The sequence below is a fragment of the Trinickia dinghuensis genome (assembly GCF_003367175.1).
In the GTDB taxonomy this organism is placed as follows: domain Bacteria; phylum Pseudomonadota; class Gammaproteobacteria; order Burkholderiales; family Burkholderiaceae; genus Trinickia; species Trinickia dinghuensis.
Window position 1 is genome coordinate 478023 of the sequence record NZ_QRGA01000003.1, and the last position, 17148, is coordinate 495170.

The following is a 17148-nucleotide window of genomic DNA, read 5'->3' on the forward strand; positions in this document are numbered from 1 at the left end:
GCTTCACCGAAAATTCACTCAATTCTCAAGCGTTTGGGTCGATAAGCCGAATGTCCAATCTTTCCGGCTTGTTGTCTCGTCATGTCTTTGAGCCAGTCCCCCCCGCCCGGCGAGTCTGACGTTGCCGAGCTGATCGCTCGGCGCACGCTGACCGCCGTCTTCCAACCGATCGTCGATTTCGACGGGGGCGCCATCCTCGGCTACGAAGGGCTGATCCGCGGCCCGGCGGGGACGGCACTCGAGGCGCCGGGAGCCCTGTTCGCCAAAGCGGCCCGCGAGGGGCTGTCGGTGGCGCTCGAACACGCCGCCGCGCGCACCTGCGTCGCGACATTCGCCTCCCTCGGGTGCGAGGGCAAGCTGTTCTTGAATTTCAGCGCCGAGGCCCTCGTCGCGCTGCGAGAAACGCGCGAGAGCACGATCGCCTGGATCCAGCGGCACGGGCTCGCCGTCGATCGGCTCGTCCTGGAGCTGACCGAGCAGTCCGCGATCGCCGACGTGGCGAGCTTCGCGCCGGCCGTCGGCGCGCTGCGCGAAACCGGCATCCAGTTCGCGCTCGACGATTACGGCACCGCCAATGCGAGCATGAATCTGTGGGTGCGCCTGCAGCCCGACGTCGTCAAGATCGACCGCTTCTTCATCCACGGCATCGCGGGCGATCCGCTCAAGTTCGAGGCCGTGCGCGCGATGCAGCATTTCGCCGGAGCGAGCGGCGCGCGGCTCGTGGCCGAGGGGATCGAAACCGCGGCGGATCTGATCGTCGTGCGCGACATGGGCATCGCGCTAGGCCAAGGCTTTTTCATCGGCCGGCCCAGCGCGCAAGTGTCTCGCGAGTGCGCGCAAGGCGCACGCGAAGCGCTCGGCGCCGGGCACATCGCCGTCTTCCCGGGCGCGACGCGCAGCCCGGTGGCCGCCTCGCCCTCGGGCGGCATGGCGGCCGCGAAGATGATCGTCACCGCGCCGGCGCTGCAAAAGAGCGCGACGAACAACGACGTGCTCGAACTCTTCAACCGCTTGCCGACGCTGCATGCCGTCGCCGTGGTCGAGCACGATCGTCCGATCGCGCTCATCAACCGGCGCAGCTTCATGGACCGCTATGCCCTGCCGTATCACCGGGAGCTATTCGGCAAACGCCCTTGCATGCTGTTCGCAAATGCGTCTCCCGTCCTCATCGAAAAATCGATGACCGTCGAGCAGATGGCCAAGCTGCTCGCGAGCGACGATCAGCGCTATCTGGCCGACGGCTTCGTCATCACCGACGAGGAACGCTATGTCGGCCTCGGCACGGGCGAGAACCTCGTGCGCGCCGTCACGGAAGTGCGCATCGAAGCGGCCCGCTACGCCAACCCGCTCACGTTCCTGCCCGGCAACATCCCGATCAGCTCGCATATCGCACGGCTCGTCGAACATCGCGCCGAGTTCTATGCCTGCTATGTCGATCTGAACCATTTCAAGCCGTTCAACGACCGCTACGGCTACTGGCAGGGCGACGAAGTGCTGAAATTCGCGGCGGCCGTGCTCGCGGACGCCTGCGACCCGACGCGCGACTTCCTTGGGCACGTGGGCGGCGACGACTTTCTCGTGCTGTTCCAAAGCGAAGACTGGTCCGAGCGCGCGGTGCGGGCGCTGCGCGCCTTCGACACCGGCGCACTGCGTTTTTACGCGGACGAAGACCGAGACGTGGGCGGCATTCACGGCGAGGACCGGCGGGGCAATCCCACCTTCTTCAGCTTCGTGACGATGGCGATCGGCTGCGTGCGCGTGACGCCCCGCGAGCGCGGCGGCGTGCATTACGGCAGCGAGGAGATCGCGTCCGTGGCGGCGCTCGCCAAGCATCGCGCCAAACAGCAGGCCGACGGCTTCTTCGTCATCGACCTCGACGAAGGCGCGGAGCAACTGCATCTGCATGAGCCGCCGGGCGCGGCGATACACCAGCGCGCACCCGCGCTCGGGTGATCGCTTGGCCGCTTGGCCGCTCGATCGCTCGATCGCTCGATCGGGTGGCGCGGTAACGCGCGGTAACCCCTTCGGAGCTGGGCGGATGCCGGCCTCGCCCTATCCGCATGGGTAACGGTGCCATACTGCACCGGTGCCGGCCGATCCCGCGCAGTGGGCGCGGACGCCTGCCGCGCCGCCACGAGCGGATAAGGGACACCCGACGATGGGACGACTGTACGACAGAGGCGCACAGCTCTTGCGCCGCTGGTATGACCGGCGCCTTGCCGAACCCGCCGTGCTGGACACGGCGCGATATTTCCCGGATGCGGAGCGCTTCGCCGCCGCGCTGCCCGCGCTGCGCGCCGAAGCGCTCGGCATCGCCCAGCAATTCAACGCCATTCCCCGCTTTCACGACATCATGCGCGAGCAGGCCGACATTTCGGCCAACGACGCGCGCGACTGGCGGATGTACATCATGCAGGCGTACGGCGTCCGCGTGCCCCGCAATCTCGCGCGCAGCCCCACGCTGGCGGCGCTCGTCGCGAGTTCGCCCGACGTGCTGTCCGCCTCGTTCTCGTTCCTCGCGCCGCACAAGTACATTCCGCCGCATCGCGGGCCGTTTCGCGGCATCGTGCGCGGTTATCTGCCGCTCGTCATGCCGCTCGACGGGGCCGGCCACCCCGCCGCCACGTTGACCGTCGACGGCACCGCGCATCGTCTGCACGAGGGCCAGTTCATGCTCTGGGACGACACGTTCGAACACGAAGTGCGCAACGCAAGCGAAGAGGTCCGCATCGTGCTGCTGCTCGACATCCGGCGCCGTCTACTGCCGGCGGGCTTGCGGCTGCTGTCGAGCCTCATCGTCGGCGTCGTCGCCTTCGGGATTCGGCTGCAACGCTCTAAAATGGCCGTTTAGCATTTTTTACTAAACAACATTTCTTTGCGTATTCCTTACCGCTTCAACGTTTAAGGTGAATTCCTAACGTTGATTGGGCGGTCGTTCGCCATTTTTACTATACAATTGGCCGCATTCCTTTCCACCGAGTGCGAGCGAGATGGCCACCACGATTCGCGACATCGCCCGAGCGGCGAACGTGTCGATCGGCACGGTGTCGCGTGCGCTGAAAAACCAGCCGGGATTGTCGGAAGCCACGCGGATGCGCGTCGTCGAAACGGCACAGCGGCTCGGCTACGACGCGGCGCAGTTGCGCCCGCGCATCCGTCGCCTCACGTTCTTGCTGCACCGCCAGCACAACAACTTCGGCGCGAGCCCGTTCTTCTCGCACGTCCTGCACGGCGTGGAAGACGCCTGCCGCGCACATGGGATCGTCCCGTCGCTGCTGACGGCGGGCCCGACCGAAGACGTGGCCGAACAATTGCGCCTGCATGCGCCCGATGCGATCGCGGTGGCGGGCTTCGTCGAGCCCGAAACGCTCGCGGCCGTCGCCGCGATGCAGCGCCCGCTCGTCCTGATCGACCTATGGGCGCCGAACATGCGCTCGGTCAACCTCGACAACGCCGCGGGCGCGGCGCTCGCGATGCGGCACCTGTTCGATCTCGGGCGCAAGCGCGTCGCCTTCATCGGCGGTTCGCTCGCGCACTACAGCATCGCCCAGCGGGCGCTCGGCTATCGGCGCGCGTTCTTCGAAGCCGGTCTGCTGTTCGATCCCTCGCTCGAAACGTCGATCGATGCGCACTTGCCGCCCGACGACGGCGCGGCACTGGCGATGCAGCGTCTGCTCGACACGCACGGGCCCGAGCGCGCGCCCAATGCCGTGTTCGCCTACAACGACGTGGCGGCGCTGGCCGCCATGCGCGTCGTGCTCGCACGCGGCTTGCGCGTGCCCGAGGACATCGCCATCGTCGGCTTCGACGACATCCCCGCTGCCGGACATGCCACGCCGGCACTGACGACGATTGCGATCGACAAGGAAGCGCTCGGCGCGCGCGGCGTGCAATTGCTGCTGGAAGATACGCCCGGTGAGCTGACGGTGCGCCTGCCCGTCAGGCTCGTCGTTCGGGCCAGTACGGTCGGCGGGGCCGGCGCGCACCACGCGCTCGGTTCGGCCGGCATTGAATCGGAAACGACGACATGACCAAGCTGCCCAACGCCTCTCGAAGCCCCAAACCCGCATCCAGCGTCGTCCATACGAATGCGATGGTGCCGCCCGTCGACGACTTCCGCAATCGCGGGTTTCTGCTCGAACACGTGGCCGACACGCTGGCGTTCTACGCGCCGGCGGCTCACGATCCGTCGGGCGGCTTCTTCCACTACTTCAAGGACGACGGCACCGTCTACAACCGTGCTTCGCGCCACCTTGTGAGCAGTTGCCGCTTCGTCTTCAACTACGCGATGGCGTACCGCCATTTCGGCGATCCTCAATACCTCGAATACGCGCGCCACGCGCTCGCGTTCTTGCGCGACGGACACTGGGATCCGGAACTGCGGGGGTACGACTGGGAGATCGAGTGGCGCAACCGCGAAAAGCACACGGTCGACGGCACGCGGCACTGCTACGGCCTCGCGTTCGTGCTGCTCGCGCAGGCGCACGCGGCGATGGCCGGCATCGAAGAGGCGCGGCTGCAGATCGCCGAGACGTTCGAGTTGATGGAGCGCCGCTTTTGGGATCCGGCCGCGGGCCTTTATGCCGACGAAGCGACGCCCGACTGGAACGTCTCGACGTATCGCGGCCAGAACGCCAACATGCACACGACGGAGGCGCTGCTCGCGGCCTACGAGGCGACGGGGCATCTCGTCTACCTCGACCGCGCCGAGCGGATCGCGACGAATATCACCGAGCGGCAAGCGAAGCTCTCGCATGGGCTCGTGTGGGAGCACTTTCACGCCGACTGGTCGGTCGATTGGCATTACAACGAGGAAGACAGCTCGAACATCTTCCGGCCGTGGGGCTTTCAGCCCGGGCATCAGACCGAATGGGCCAAGCTGCTGCTGATCCTCGAGCGGCATCGCCCGCTGCCATGGCTGCTGCCGCGTGCCGTCGAGCTGTTCGACGCCGCGCTCACGCATGCCTGGGACGACGAGCACGGCGGCCTGTGCTACGGCTTCGGGCCCGACGGCAAAATCTGCGATCACGACAAATACTTCTGGGTCCAGGCGGAGACGCTCGCCACGGCGGCGCTGCTCGGCCACCGCACGGGCAGCGAGCGCTTCTGGGACTGGTACGATGAGATCTGGAGCTATAGCTGGACGCACTTCGTCGATCATCGCTACGGCGCCTGGTATCGCATCCTCACGTGCGACAACCGCAAGTACGGCGACGACAAGAGCCCGGCCGGCAAGACCGACTATCACACGATGGGTGCCTGCTACGAAGTGCTGAACGCGCTCGGCGAGGCGAACGGCGACGCAAGCGCGCACGCATCGGCTCCGCAGGCAGCCGCCGTCGGTAACGGCCAGAGTAGCGGCAGCGGCTTGAACGGAAACGGAAACGGAAAAGGAAACGGCAGCGACTCCGCGAGCCGAGCTTGAACGGACCTTCTATGCAAACTCCGAGCACGACGAGCCCGGCCACCGCGACCGCCGGCGGAACGAACGCGGCACCAAAGGCTTTCCCGCTGTTCGTCAGCGCGGGCGACATCCTGACCGATCTCGTCCGCATGGACGGTCCGCACTGGGCCTCGCATCCCGGCGGCGCCGGATGGAACGTCGCGCGTGCCGTGGCGCGCCTGGGCGTGCCGACGGCCTTCGCCGGCTCGATCGGCACCGACTGCTTTTCCGACGATCTGTACCGCGCGAGCGAAACGGCCGGACTCGACTTGCGCTTCCTGCAGCGCGTCGATCGCGCGCCGCTGCTGGCGATCGTTCACGAGACGCACCCGCCCGCCTACTTTTTCATCGGCGACGCCAGCGCCGATCTCGCATTCGATCCCGAATCGCTGCCCGAGGGATGGATGGGCGGTGTGCGCTGGGCGCATTTCGGCGGCATCAGCCTCGCGCGCGCGCCGCTTTCCGCGACGCTGGCGACACTGGCCGCCGATCTGCGTTCGCAAGGCGTCAAGATCAGCTTCGATCCGAACTACCGCAACCTGATGCAGCAAGGCTACCGCCCGATGCTCGAGACGATGGCCGCGCTCGCGGATCTCATCAAGGTATCCGACGAAGACTTGCGGTGCCTGTTCGGCACCGACGAAGACACGGCGCTCGAGGAATTGCGCGCGATGAATCGCGAGGCCACCGTGCTCGTCACGCGCGGCTCGGGGCCGGCTACCTTGATCGCTCCGGGCGAGACGATCACGGCGATGCCGCCGCGCATCGAGGTGGTCGACACCGTGGGCGCGGGCGACGCCTCCATCGGCGGCCTGCTGTTCAGCCTCATGCAGCGGCCGGAACGCGCCTGGCGCGATCATCTGGCATTCGCGCTGGCCGCGGGCGCGGCCGCGTGCCGCCACGCGGGCGGCCATTCGCCAACGCTCGACGAAGTCGTTGCGCTCCTGCAATGAGCGCATAGCTTCTCAGAGTCGCTCTTCCGGCGCCCCACGCCTGTGCGCCCCGCCCCGGTGATCGGGGAATGTCCCTTGCTGATCGAGCCCTGCCCGCGGAGGAAATCCCCTTCGCGGGCGCGGTGCGTTCGCGGCGACCCTGCAATTCGCGCGAACAGGCCCTAAGATGGATTCATGCGTCCGACTAGGAGCGCCATCATGGAAGACGTCACCTACACGAAAGGGATCTACACGGCCACGCCCGGCGTGCAGAAACTCGAGGACGGCCGGTTTCAGGGCGTCGTCCAGCTAGCGCGCGACGACGCAACCGAGCCCGAAACGACGGTCTACGAAGTCAAGGGCGTCAGCGCCACGGTGTCGGAGGCGCTCGAGGAAGCGAAGGCGCTTGCGCACCAAATCCTTGGCGAAATCGAACTGTAAACTGCAGCGCGGCGGCGGAAGCGGTCCACGCGCGGGCCGCCCGTCCCTCTGGAACAACGCGCGCCGACGAACGGCGGATGGAGGTTTCAAGATGGCCGAAGAGCAATTCGTTTATGGCGTCTATTCGATCCATGTGCGGCCCATCGAACTGGAAGGCTCGCACTGGGATGCCGAATATGAAATCCGGCAGCACGAAAAGCCCGTGCAGCGCTGGATGACGGTCGGCGGCGACAAGGGCTATGCGAACGTGGCCGAGGCAATCGAATCCGCGCATCGCCAAGCGGTGGCCGACATCGAACACGGCGCGGGCGTGCCGAAGCCGAGGGCGTTCCCGTAGTCGCGCGCCGCGTCCGTGCGTGCTACGCTGCGCCCGTTCACGACGACGCGCCAGCGCGATGGCAACCGACACGCACAACGAGACCCCGCCCGACACACCCGCTCGCGAAACCGGCGCTACCGGCGCTACAAGCTCGCCGCGCCGCGTACCGCGCTCGCCGCATAACCGGCAGGTGCCGAAGCGTCGCGCCGCCGGCGGCCAGGGCGGCCGCATCCTGCGCACGGGCGCGGGCAACATCGTCACGCACGGGATGCCCGATCGCACGCGGCTCGATCTCTACCACCGCGCGCTGACTGCGCGCTGGCCCATGTTCTTCGCCGCGCTCGCCGGCTTCTTCGTCCTGCTGAACGCCTTTTTCGCCGTGCTTTATTCGTTCGGCCACGCGCCGATCGCGAATCAAACACCGGACGGATTCCTCGGCGCCTTCTTCTTCAGCGTGGAGACGCTCGCTACCGTCGGCTACGGCGACATGCATCCGCAGACGATCTACGCGCACACCATCGCCACGCTCGAAATCTTCACCGGGATGTCGAGCATCGCGTTGGCAACGGGCCTCATCTTCGTCCGCTTCTCGCGCCCGCGCGCGCGGATCATCTTCGCGCGCTACGCCGTGATCCGTACGCTGGACGGCCGCCCGACGCTGATGTTGCGCGCGGCCAATGCGCGCCAGAACGTCATCCTCGAAGCGAAAGCGCGGCTGCGACTGATGCGGCACGAGACGAAGCCGGAAGGCTACTCGCTTTGGCGCATCCACGATTTGGAGCTGATGCGCGAGCAGCATCCGATCTTCCTGCTCGGCTGGAACCTCATGCACGTGATCGATGAGGGCAGCCCGCTCTATGGCGAGACGGCCGAAAGCCTCGCCGCCTGCGAGGCATCGCTGATGCTCATGATCGAAGGCGCCGACGAAACGACAACGCAGACGATGTACGGACGTCACACCTGGGCGCACGACGAGATCCGTTGGCAGCATCGCTTCGTCGATCTGCTGCACGACGACGAGGAAGGCATCACGCACATCGACTACACGAAGTTCGACGACGTCGTGCCGATCGGCGAATCGGACGGGATGTCGTCGGCCGAATTGAACTAATCGGCCGCATCGCTTGCGGCGGCTTCGTCGGATGAACGAGCCGCGTCAAGCAGGCGCGCTCCCTCTAACCGGCAAGCCTAGCGGCGCTTACTCCTCGCGAGCCTTCCGCACCCGCTCCGGCAGTCCGTCGTGCGGCCCCAACGCGCGTTCGGGCCAATCCAGCCAGCGATCGGGCCGGGTGGCTTCGTGCGCTTCATTGCGCGGATAGCGGATGCGGTTTTCGTCCTTGGGCCGTTCACCCACGACGATGAGCCGCACCTCGCTGTCCGTATCGTTGATGAAGGTATGGCAAATGCCGGTGCCGGCAGGGAAGCCCACTGCGTCCCCGGGCGCGAGCCGATGCAGATGTCCGTCGATCCAGGCGTCGGGCGTGCCTTCGAGCACGAACACGAACTCCTCTTCGGCGCTTTCCGCATGCGGATACGAGGTGCGCCGGCCGGGCAACAGGCGGATGTGATGAATACCGATCCGAGTGAGTCCGAGCTTGGCGGCGAGCGGCGCGCCGATCGCCATCAATTCGGTGTCGCCTTTGTAGTGGGCGTCGTCTTCGCCTTCGAGTTCAGTCCAGTGGCGAATGAAGCTTGGGCGTTGCATTTTCGGATGCTCCTCGAGTCCAAGAAAAATTCTTCTTCGTTTTTAGGCTGCACGCGCAAGAACCTCCGAGTACAGCGCTCGCTCCAGTATAGATAAGAAAAATCCTCCCCCATCTCCGCGAAAGAATAGACGCTTCACAGCCCCACGCGCGACCCGCGTCATCCATCACCGGCCGCTCGCCGGCACGGCAGGGGCAAAGAAGGATCGAAGGAGACAAAACCATGACTGCCCGCCTGCCGACCGACGGCACGCCCGCTCTATCCGAGTACAAGCTCACCGACAACCTGTCCGCCACGCGCGGCCGGATCTTTCTCACCGGCACGCAGGCGCTCGTGCGCATCATGCTCCAGCAACGCGAACTCGATCGCGCACAGGGCTTGAACACCGCCGGCTTCGTCAGCGGCTACCGCGGCTCGCCGCTCGGCATGGTCGATCAGCAAATGTGGAAAGCGAAGAAGCTGCTCGAAGCGGCCGACGTGCGCTTTCTGCCCGCCATCAACGAAGAACTCGGCGGCACGGCCGTGCTCGGCACGCAGCGCGTCGAAGCCGATCCCGAACGCACCGTCGAAGGCGTGTTCGCCATGTGGTACGGCAAGGGGCCCGGCGTCGACCGCGCCGGCGACGCCCTCAAGCACGGCAACGCGTACGGCTCGTCGCCGCACGGCGGCGTGCTCGTCGTGGCCGGCGACGACCACGGCTGCGTCTCGTCGTCGATGCCCCATCAAAGCGACTTCGCGATGATGGCCTGGCACATGCCCATCGTGAATCCGTCGCACATCGCCGACATGCTCGAATTCGGCGCCTACGGCTACGCGCTCTCGCGCTTCTCGGGGGCGTGGGTCGGCTTCAAGGCCATCTCCGAAACGGTCGAATCTGGCTCCACGGTCGATCTCGACGCGCTTACGATGCACTGGCCCGCGCCCGCCGATTTCTCGGCGCCCGCGGATGGCCTGCACAACCGCTGGCCCGACCTGCCGAGCCTGACGATCGAAGCCCGGCTCGACGCGAAGCTCGACGCCGTAAGCGCGTTCGCACGCATCAACAGCATCGACAAGTGGATCGCCGCGAGCCCCCGCGCCGACGTCGGCATCGTCACCTGCGGCAAGGCCCACCTCGATCTGATGGAAGCGCTGCGGCGGCTCGACCTCACCGTCGCCGATCTCGATGCGGCCGGCGTGCGGATCTATAAGGTCGGGCTGTCGTTTCCCTTGGAGATGACCCGTCTCGACACGTTCGTCGAAGGTCTCAGGGAAGTCCTCGTCATCGAGGAAAAAGGGCCCGTCATCGAGCAGCAGATCAAGGATCATCTCTACAACCGAGCCGCGGCGGATAGGCCCACTGTGGTCGGCAAGCACGACGCCCAAGGCCGGCCGCTGCTGTCCTCGCTCGGCGAACTGCGCCCCTCGCGCGTGCTGCCCGTGTTCGCCGAATGGCTCGCGCGCCACAAGAGCGGGCTCGATCGGCGTGAACGCGTCGTCGATCTCGTCGCGCCGCAGATCCTCTCGAACGCGGCCGACGCCGTGCGCCGCACGCCGTACTTCTGCTCGGGCTGCCCGCACAACACCTCGACGAAAGTGCCCGAAGGCTCGATCGCCCAAGCCGGAATCGGCTGCCACTTCATGGCGTCGTGGATGGATCGCGGCACGACCGGCCTCATTCAGATGGGCGGCGAAGGCGTCGACTGGGCGTCGCACTCGATGTTCACGAAGACGCGCCACGTCTTCCAGAACCTGGGCGACGGCACCTACTTCCATTCGGGCATCCTCGCAATCCGCCAAGCGGTCGCGGCGAAGACGAACATCACCTACAAGATTCTCTACAACGACGCCGTCGCCATGACGGGCGGCCAACCCGTCGACGGCAGCATCTCGGTGCCGCAGATCGCACGGCAGGTCGAAGCCGAAGGCGTTTCGCGCTTCATCGTCGTATCCGACGAACCCGAAAAGTACGACGGCCATCACGGCCAGTTCCCGAAAGGCACGACGTTCCACCATCGGCGCGAACTCGATACCGTGCAGCGCGAGCTGCGCGAAACGGCCGGCGTCACCGTGCTCATCTACGATCAGACTTGCGCCGCCGAAAAGCGCCGCCGGCGCAAGAAAGGCGAGTTCCCCGACCCGGACAAGCGTCTTTTCATCAATGAGGAAGTCTGCGAAGGCTGCGGCGATTGCGGCGTACAGTCGAACTGCCTGTCGGTCGAACCCATCGAAACGCCGCTCGGACGCAAGCGCCGGATCGACCAATCATCGTGCAACAAGGATTTCTCGTGCGTGAACGGCTTTTGTCCGAGCTTCGTCACGATCGAGGGCGGCAAGCTCAAAAAAGCGGCCGGCGCGGCATTCGATGAAGCCGCGCTCGAGCGGCGCGTCGACGCCTTGGCCGTCCCGCAAGCGGGATTGGATGCCGCGCCGTACGACATTCTCGTGACGGGCGTGGGCGGCACGGGTGTCGTGACGGTCGGCGCGTTGATCAGCATGGCCGCTCACCTCGAAGGCAAGAGCGCTTCGGTGCTCGACTTCATGGGCTTCGCGCAGAAAGGCGGCTCGGTCCTCTCGTTCGTGCGCTTCGCCGCGCGCGACGAATGGCTCAATCAGGTGCGCATCGATACGCAGCAGGCCGACGTGCTCCTGGCCTGCGACATGGTCGTCGGCGCGGGCGCCGACGCGCTGCAGACGGTGCGCCACGGACGCACTCGCATCGTCGTCAACACGCATGCGATCCCGAACGCTTCGTTCGTCGGCAACCCGGATGCCAACCTGCACGCCGATGCGCTGATCGACAAGATGCAGCACGCCGCCGGTGCCGAGCGCATGTCGACTTGCGATGCGCAAGCGCTGGCCGCCAAGTTCCTGGGCGACACGATCGGCGCGAACATCCTCATGCTCGGCTTCGCCTGGCAGCTGGGCCTGGTACCGGTCTCGCACGCCGCCCTCATGCGCGCGATCGAGCTGAACAACGTCGCCGTGCCGATGAACAAGCTCGCGTTCGCCGTCGGCCGCCTCGCGGCCGGCGATCCGGCCGCGCTCGACGCGCTGTGGGCCGAGCGCCATGCCGCGCGCGCGGCCGCTGCGGCGGCGAGCGAGCAAGCCGATACGGCCATCGATCTCGACACGCTCGTCGCCGATCGCGAGGCGCGTCTCGCCGCCTACGGCGGCCCGCGCTATGTCGAACGCTACCGGGCGCTCGTTGCCGCGGCGCACGCCGCACAGCAGCGGGTGCCTTCGGCGAACATCGCGCGTGAAGTAGCGATCACGTTCTATCGGCTGCTCGCGGTCAAGGACGAGTACGAGGTCGCACGGCTGCACACCGACGGCGCTTTCCGCGCAGCCCTGGAAGCGCAGTTCGAAGGCACGGCCGGCAAGGACTTTCGCGTGAAGTTCAATCTCGCCCCGCCGACGCTCGCGAAAGCCAAGGCGGGCCAAGTGCCGAGCAAGAAGACGTTCGGCCAGTGGATGTGGCCCGTGCTCGGGCAGCTTGCGAAGTGGCGCGGCTTGCGCGGCACGGCGCTCGATCCGTTCGCCCGGACCGTCGAGCGCCGCATGGAGCGCGCGCTCGCCGACGACTACGAAACCACGATGCAGCGCGCGTTCGCGGTGCTCGATGCAGTCAACGCCGACGACGTGACCACGCTCGCCGCACTGCACGCCAAAGTACGCGGCTACGGGCACGTGAAGCTGCGCAACCTGGCTAGCGTCAAGCGCACCGAGCGCGAACTCGCGGCACGCCTCGCGCTCGAGGCGGCGACGAGCCGAGCCGTCCAGCAGGCGCTCGACGAAATGAAGGGGGCCGGCTCGCTACGCGGCATCCCAGTCGTGGTTGCCAAGTAAGCCGAAAAAGCCGGAACGCGGGCGGGAACGGGACAAGCGAGCAGCCTCGCCCATCCCGCTCCCGCCCCCGCGCAAGCCGCTTTACTTCGGCGATACCCAGTGTCCGTTCGGACCAAGCTCCCGGTAAGCCTTGAAATTTCCGCCTTCCGCGATGACGGCCATATAGACGGCATTGGCGCGGTCGCCCTTCTCGTTGAACGTGATGTCGCCGGTCGCGCCGTCGAAATTCGACACCTTATGCAAGGCGGCGACAATATCCGCCGGCTTCGTCGACTTCGCGTCGGCGATCGCCTTCGCCACCACCGACACCGCGTCATACTCGTAGATCGAGTACGGCCCGGGGCCGGTGTTATACGCCTTCTTGTAGTCGGCGACGAAACGCTTCGCCTTGGCATTGGTGAGGAACTGCGGCAGCGGTGCCGTCGTGCAGATCATGCCTTTAGCGGACGAACCGGCCGTTCGAATCAGCGTGGGATCGGTCGTGCCGTCGCCGCCCATCAGGTATTTGACGGGCAGCTTCAGTTGCCGGACGTCCTTCGCGAGCGCTGCAGCTTCGGGGTAATAGCCCGTGTAGTAGACGACGTCGGGCTTGAGGTCGGCGACATTCTTGGCCACATCGGCATAGTCCATCTGCCCCGGCGTCACGGCATCGTTATAGACGACGTCGACGCCCTCCTTCTTCAGCGCATCGACGGTATTGTCGGCCAAGCCTTTCGAGTAGGTCGTGTTGTCGTTGATGACGGCCACCGATTTCGCGTGCAGCACGTCCTTCATCAGCTTCGCCGCGAACGGCCCTTGCTCGTCGTCGCGGCCAATGGTGCGGAACGCATCGTCCCAGCCCTTCTCGGTCAATCCCGGATTGGTGGATGCATCCATCACGTAGGCGAGACCGGCGCCGTGAAACACGCGCATCTCGGGCAGCGCCGCGCTCGAGCAGTAACCGCCCGCCACGGCCACGACGCCTTTGTCGACGAGCGCCTGCGCCGCACCGGCCGCCGCATCCGCGTCACATTTGTCGTCTTCCTGCACGAGTTCGATCTTCTTGCCGAGCACGCCGCCTTTCGCATTGATGTCGTCGGCGGCGAGCTTCGCGCCGTTCAGGATGTCGTTGCCGGCGGTCGAGTAGCTGCCGGACAGCGGCACGGGCACCCCGATCTTGATCGTCTCTTGCGCAAACGCGGCATTGGGTACGATCGCGATCGATAGCGCGAGCGTGCCGGTACCGACTAGCGACGCTTGCCATAGACGATCGAATACGCGCGATCTGCGTAGATGCCGAACCATCATGTTCTTGCTCCTTGTGCTTGTTATGAATGGGAGCGCGTCTCGGCCTGCGGTGCAGCGAGCGTCGAGGCCCGGTCGCGGCGCGCGTATTGCAGATATCGGTATCGAAGGATATCGAATCGACAGCAAGACGCGCGCCGCGGCCGCTCGAACGGGTGATGCGCCGGTCGCGCCTATTCTGATGATAGGCGCCGAGGCGGACAGATCAAGCCGCCGGCAAGAACGCCGGGGGCTCTCGTAGGGAAAACGCTAGAGACGGCCCTCGCCGAGCCAATCGATATCGCCGCACAGCACGCATAGCCGCTCGCCGATCCGCACGGCCATCGACAGCGTCACGCAAGGCAGCGCTTCGTTGATCGACAGGTAAGGCTTCGTCGCATGAATGCGGTCGGGCGCCTCGAGGGCGGCGCTGAAATAAGGCCGGCGCATCCAATTCGCCCCCTGTGCATCGGCTACCGGCAAAAAGCGCGCTTCTTGCCCCGCACGGTCCGCGCGCAGCACGACGTTACGCCCCGCCTGCCGCCCTTGCTCGTCGAGCAGGAAGCAACGCGCCGCATGATCGAGCGCAAGGAAATTCCAGCACACCTCCTCAAGCGGCTCGCCTTGCGCTAGACGCTCGCCCGCGCGGGCAAACGCGTGCAAATATGGTGCGAGCCGGCCGGTGCGCGAGCGTTCGCGCGCTTCGCTTTGCGCGCGATGCCGCTCGGCCAGCGCCGAGATGCGCTCGCCGGCATAGGGGCCGTCGGCCGCGGCGGGGCTCGGCCGTCCGAAATAGAAGCCTTGGACGAAGTCCGCATCGCACGAAAACGCGAGCTGCGCTTCGTGCTCCGTCTCGATGCCCTCGACGAGCACGAGCTTGCCCGCTTCGTGCAGCATCGACACGAAGCCCGGCAGGATCTCAGCGGCCGGCGTGCGGTGCGCCGCTTGCGAGAGCATCATGCGATCGACCTTCACGATATCGGGATCGAGCTGCCAGATCCGTTCGAGATTCGAGTCGCCCGCGCCGAAATCGTCGAGCGCAATCAAAAAGCCTTGCTCGCGAAAACGCCGGGCCTCCTCGGCGAGCTTGTCGAACTCGTCGGCACGCACGGCTTGAAGCTCGAGCACGATGCGCCGCGGCGGCAACTGGAGCCGATCGAGGTGCGCGCGAAACGCCGCCGCATGATACGAGTCGGCCAACGCACCGGTGTGTACGTTCAGGAACAGCCATTCGCGCTCGGCATGCAGCGTCTTGAAGTTCTCCAGATGCAGGGACTGCGCGAGACGATCGACATAGTGCAGCTCGCCTTGGCGCGCGGCTTCGCCGAACACGTCGAGCGGCGGAATCGGGCGATCGAAGATGTCGTGCGCGCGCAGCAAACCCTCGTAGCCCACGGAGCGCAGGTGGGCCAAGCTGAAGATAGGCTGAAACACGCTCGTCAGCGTGAGGTCGCGATGGCGCAGCGCATAGCGTTGCTGGCCCGACGTCATGTCGGATTCGAGCGCGAGCCCGGCCGCGGTGTCCTCGCGCACGGGCGTCACCATGGCGACCTCCCCGCGCGGCGGCTGAAACTGTTCTCGGAACGAACGGCAAAAAGCGTCATCGACGGCTCCCTCGGATCTTCTCACTGTAGTGGTAGCCGTGACGAAAGCAAGCTCCATGCTCGCGCGCACCCCCAATGCGGGGGCGGCGCAACCGCGATACGGCTCGCGGTGCGGCAGGCGTGCGCGCCGCGAGCTCGACGCGGCATGCGCGCTACGATGCCGCAGGGCGGCGGTGCGGCGCGGTGGCGGACCCATGCACCGCCGCGGTGCAATTTAGCCCACCGCGCGCACGCGCTCAGGTCAAACCACGGTCCCTCGCCGCGCTTCGCCGCGCAGCAGCGCATAGAGCAGGATCGCGCCGAACGTCGCGGTACCGATGCCGCCGAGTGCGAAGCCGCCGATCTGCAGCGAGAAATTGCCGGCCCCGACCACGAGCGTGACGGCGGCGACGATGAGGTTGCGGTTATCGGAGAAGTCGACCTTGTTGACGACCCAAATACGCGCCCCCGTCACGGCGATGAGCCCGAACACGACGATCGACACCCCACCGAGGACAGGGCCGGGAATCGTTTCGATCACCGCGCCGAATTTCGGCGAGAAGCCGAGGATCAGCGCGATCACGGCGGCCATGACGAACACGACGGTCGAATAGATTTTCGTGACGGCCATCACGCCGATGTTCTCGGCGTAGGTCGTTACGCCCGTGCCGCCGGCGAAACCGGAGACGATCGTCGCGAGGCCATCGCCGACGAAGGCGCGGCCGATGTAGCGGTCGAGGTTCTGCCCCGTCATGGCGCTAACCGCCTTGATGTGGCCGAGGTTCTCGGCGACGAGGATCACGGAAACGGGTGCGAGCAGCAGCATCGCATGCGGATCGAAGACGGGCGCCGAGAAGTGCGGCAGGCCGAACCAGGCGGCATGGGCCACGACCGAAAAATCGATCGGCTTGCCCAGGCCCAAGCCGTTCGTGACGACGGCGTAGATCGCATAAGCGGCCACGAGCCCCACGAGAATGAGCAGACGCTGCACCATGCCGCGCGTGAAGACGGCGACGACGCCGACGCAGAGCACCGTCACGACGGCCATCCACGAATCGAACGTCGATCCGCTCACGCCCTTGACGGCGATGGGCGCCAGATTCAAGCCGATCACGGCGACGATCGAGCCCGTGACGGCGGGCGGCATGAGCGCTTCGATCCACTTCGTGCCGACGGCGCCGACGATGAGGCCGATGATCGCGTAGACGACGCCGCAGGCGATGATGCCGCCGAGCGCGACGGGAATGTTGGCGTTGGCGCCGTGTCCGGCATAGCCCGTCACCGCGATGATGAGACCGATGAACGAGAAGCTCGAGCCGAGGTAGCTGGGCACGCGGCCGCCGACGAGCACGAAGAACAGCAGCGTCCCGATGCCCGACATGAAGATGCACAGGTTCGGGTCGAAGCCCATGAGCAGCGGGGCAAGCACGGTCGAGCCGAACATCGCGACAACGTGCTGCACGCCCATGGCGAGCGTCTGCGGCCAAGGCAGGCGCTCGTCGGGCGCGACGACGCGGCCCTCGGCGGCGCGCGGCGCAAGGCGCCAGCGCGGAAAATAGGATTCGGCCATGCTCGTTGGGCTCCTTCTCGCGTGTTTATAGAGGTGAGTACCGGGAAGGCGCCGTCTCGTTGCGA

The 17148-nt window shown here is 66.2% G+C and carries 13 protein-coding genes; 9 read left to right on the forward strand and 4 right to left on the reverse strand.

What is annotated here, in order from left to right:
- Nucleotides 1-81: 81 nt before the first annotated feature.
- The 8 genes from DWV00_RS06380 to DWV00_RS06415 all read left to right on the forward strand — a co-directional run bounded on the left by DWV00_RS06380 (nt 82) and on the right by DWV00_RS06415 (nt 8246).
- Nucleotides 82-1953 carry an EAL domain-containing protein gene (locus DWV00_RS06380; RefSeq protein WP_115532678.1) on the forward strand — a complete coding sequence of 624 codons (1872 nt, stop codon included), beginning with the start codon at nt 82-84 and terminating at the stop codon, nt 1951-1953.
- Nucleotides 1954-2158: 205 nt separating this feature from the next.
- Nucleotides 2159-2851 carry an aspartyl/asparaginyl beta-hydroxylase domain-containing protein gene (locus DWV00_RS06385; protein WP_115532679.1) on the forward strand — a complete coding sequence of 231 codons (693 nt, stop codon included), beginning with the start codon at nt 2159-2161 and terminating at the stop codon, nt 2849-2851.
- A gap of 139 nt (nt 2852-2990) precedes the next feature.
- Entirely contained in the window at nt 2991-4031 is a 1041-nt protein-coding gene (locus tag DWV00_RS06390; RefSeq protein WP_115532680.1) for a LacI family DNA-binding transcriptional regulator, read from the forward strand.
- A 62-nt stretch (nt 4032-4093) separates the two neighbouring features.
- Nucleotides 4094-5425 carry an AGE family epimerase/isomerase gene (locus DWV00_RS06395; RefSeq protein WP_115532860.1) on the forward strand — a complete coding sequence of 444 codons (1332 nt, stop codon included), beginning with the start codon at nt 4094-4096 and terminating at the stop codon, nt 5423-5425.
- A 128-nt stretch (nt 5426-5553) separates the two neighbouring features.
- Nucleotides 5554-6396, forward strand: a complete 843-nt coding sequence (locus DWV00_RS06400; RefSeq protein ID WP_245964756.1) for a carbohydrate kinase family protein — start codon at nt 5554-5556, stop codon at nt 6394-6396.
- A gap of 198 nt (nt 6397-6594) precedes the next feature.
- Nucleotides 6595-6816, forward strand: a complete 222-nt coding sequence (locus DWV00_RS06405; protein WP_115532682.1) for a hypothetical protein — start codon at nt 6595-6597, stop codon at nt 6814-6816.
- Nucleotides 6817-6907: 91 nt separating this feature from the next.
- A complete protein-coding gene (locus tag DWV00_RS06410; protein ID WP_115532683.1) occupies nt 6908-7153 on the forward strand; it encodes a hypothetical protein in 246 nt (81 codons plus the stop codon).
- Nucleotides 7154-7211: 58 nt separating this feature from the next.
- A complete protein-coding gene (locus tag DWV00_RS06415) occupies nt 7212-8246 on the forward strand; it encodes an ion channel (RefSeq protein ID WP_115532684.1) in 1035 nt (344 codons plus the stop codon).
- 87 nt (nt 8247-8333) lie between these two features.
- Here the strand turns inward: DWV00_RS06415 and DWV00_RS06420 are convergent, their stop codons facing one another.
- Complete coding sequence (locus DWV00_RS06420; RefSeq protein ID WP_115532685.1) at nt 8334-8840, reverse strand: cupin domain-containing protein; 507 nt, start codon at nt 8838-8840, stop codon at nt 8334-8336.
- Between the two features lie 221 nt (nt 8841-9061).
- Here DWV00_RS06420 and DWV00_RS06425 point away from each other — a divergent pair, with 221 nt between their 5' ends.
- Nucleotides 9062-12667, forward strand: coding sequence for an indolepyruvate ferredoxin oxidoreductase family protein (locus DWV00_RS06425; protein ID WP_115532686.1), 3606 nt, complete (start codon nt 9062-9064; stop codon nt 12665-12667).
- Nucleotides 12668-12748: 81 nt separating this feature from the next.
- Here DWV00_RS06425 and DWV00_RS06430 read toward each other — a convergent pair whose 3' ends face one another.
- From DWV00_RS06430 to DWV00_RS06445, 3 genes are all read right to left on the reverse strand, one after another.
- On the reverse strand, nt 12749-13954 hold the full coding sequence (locus tag DWV00_RS06430) for a branched-chain amino acid ABC transporter substrate-binding protein (protein WP_115532687.1): 1206 nt from the start codon (nt 13952-13954) through the stop codon (nt 12749-12751).
- Between the two features lie 246 nt (nt 13955-14200).
- On the reverse strand, nt 14201-15475 hold the full coding sequence (locus DWV00_RS06440; RefSeq protein ID WP_115532689.1) for an EAL domain-containing protein: 1275 nt from the start codon (nt 15473-15475) through the stop codon (nt 14201-14203).
- Nucleotides 15476-15775: 300 nt separating this feature from the next.
- A complete protein-coding gene (locus DWV00_RS06445) occupies nt 15776-17083 on the reverse strand; it encodes a solute carrier family 23 protein (RefSeq protein WP_115532690.1) in 1308 nt (435 codons plus the stop codon).
- Between the last annotated feature and the right edge of the window lie 65 nt (nt 17084-17148).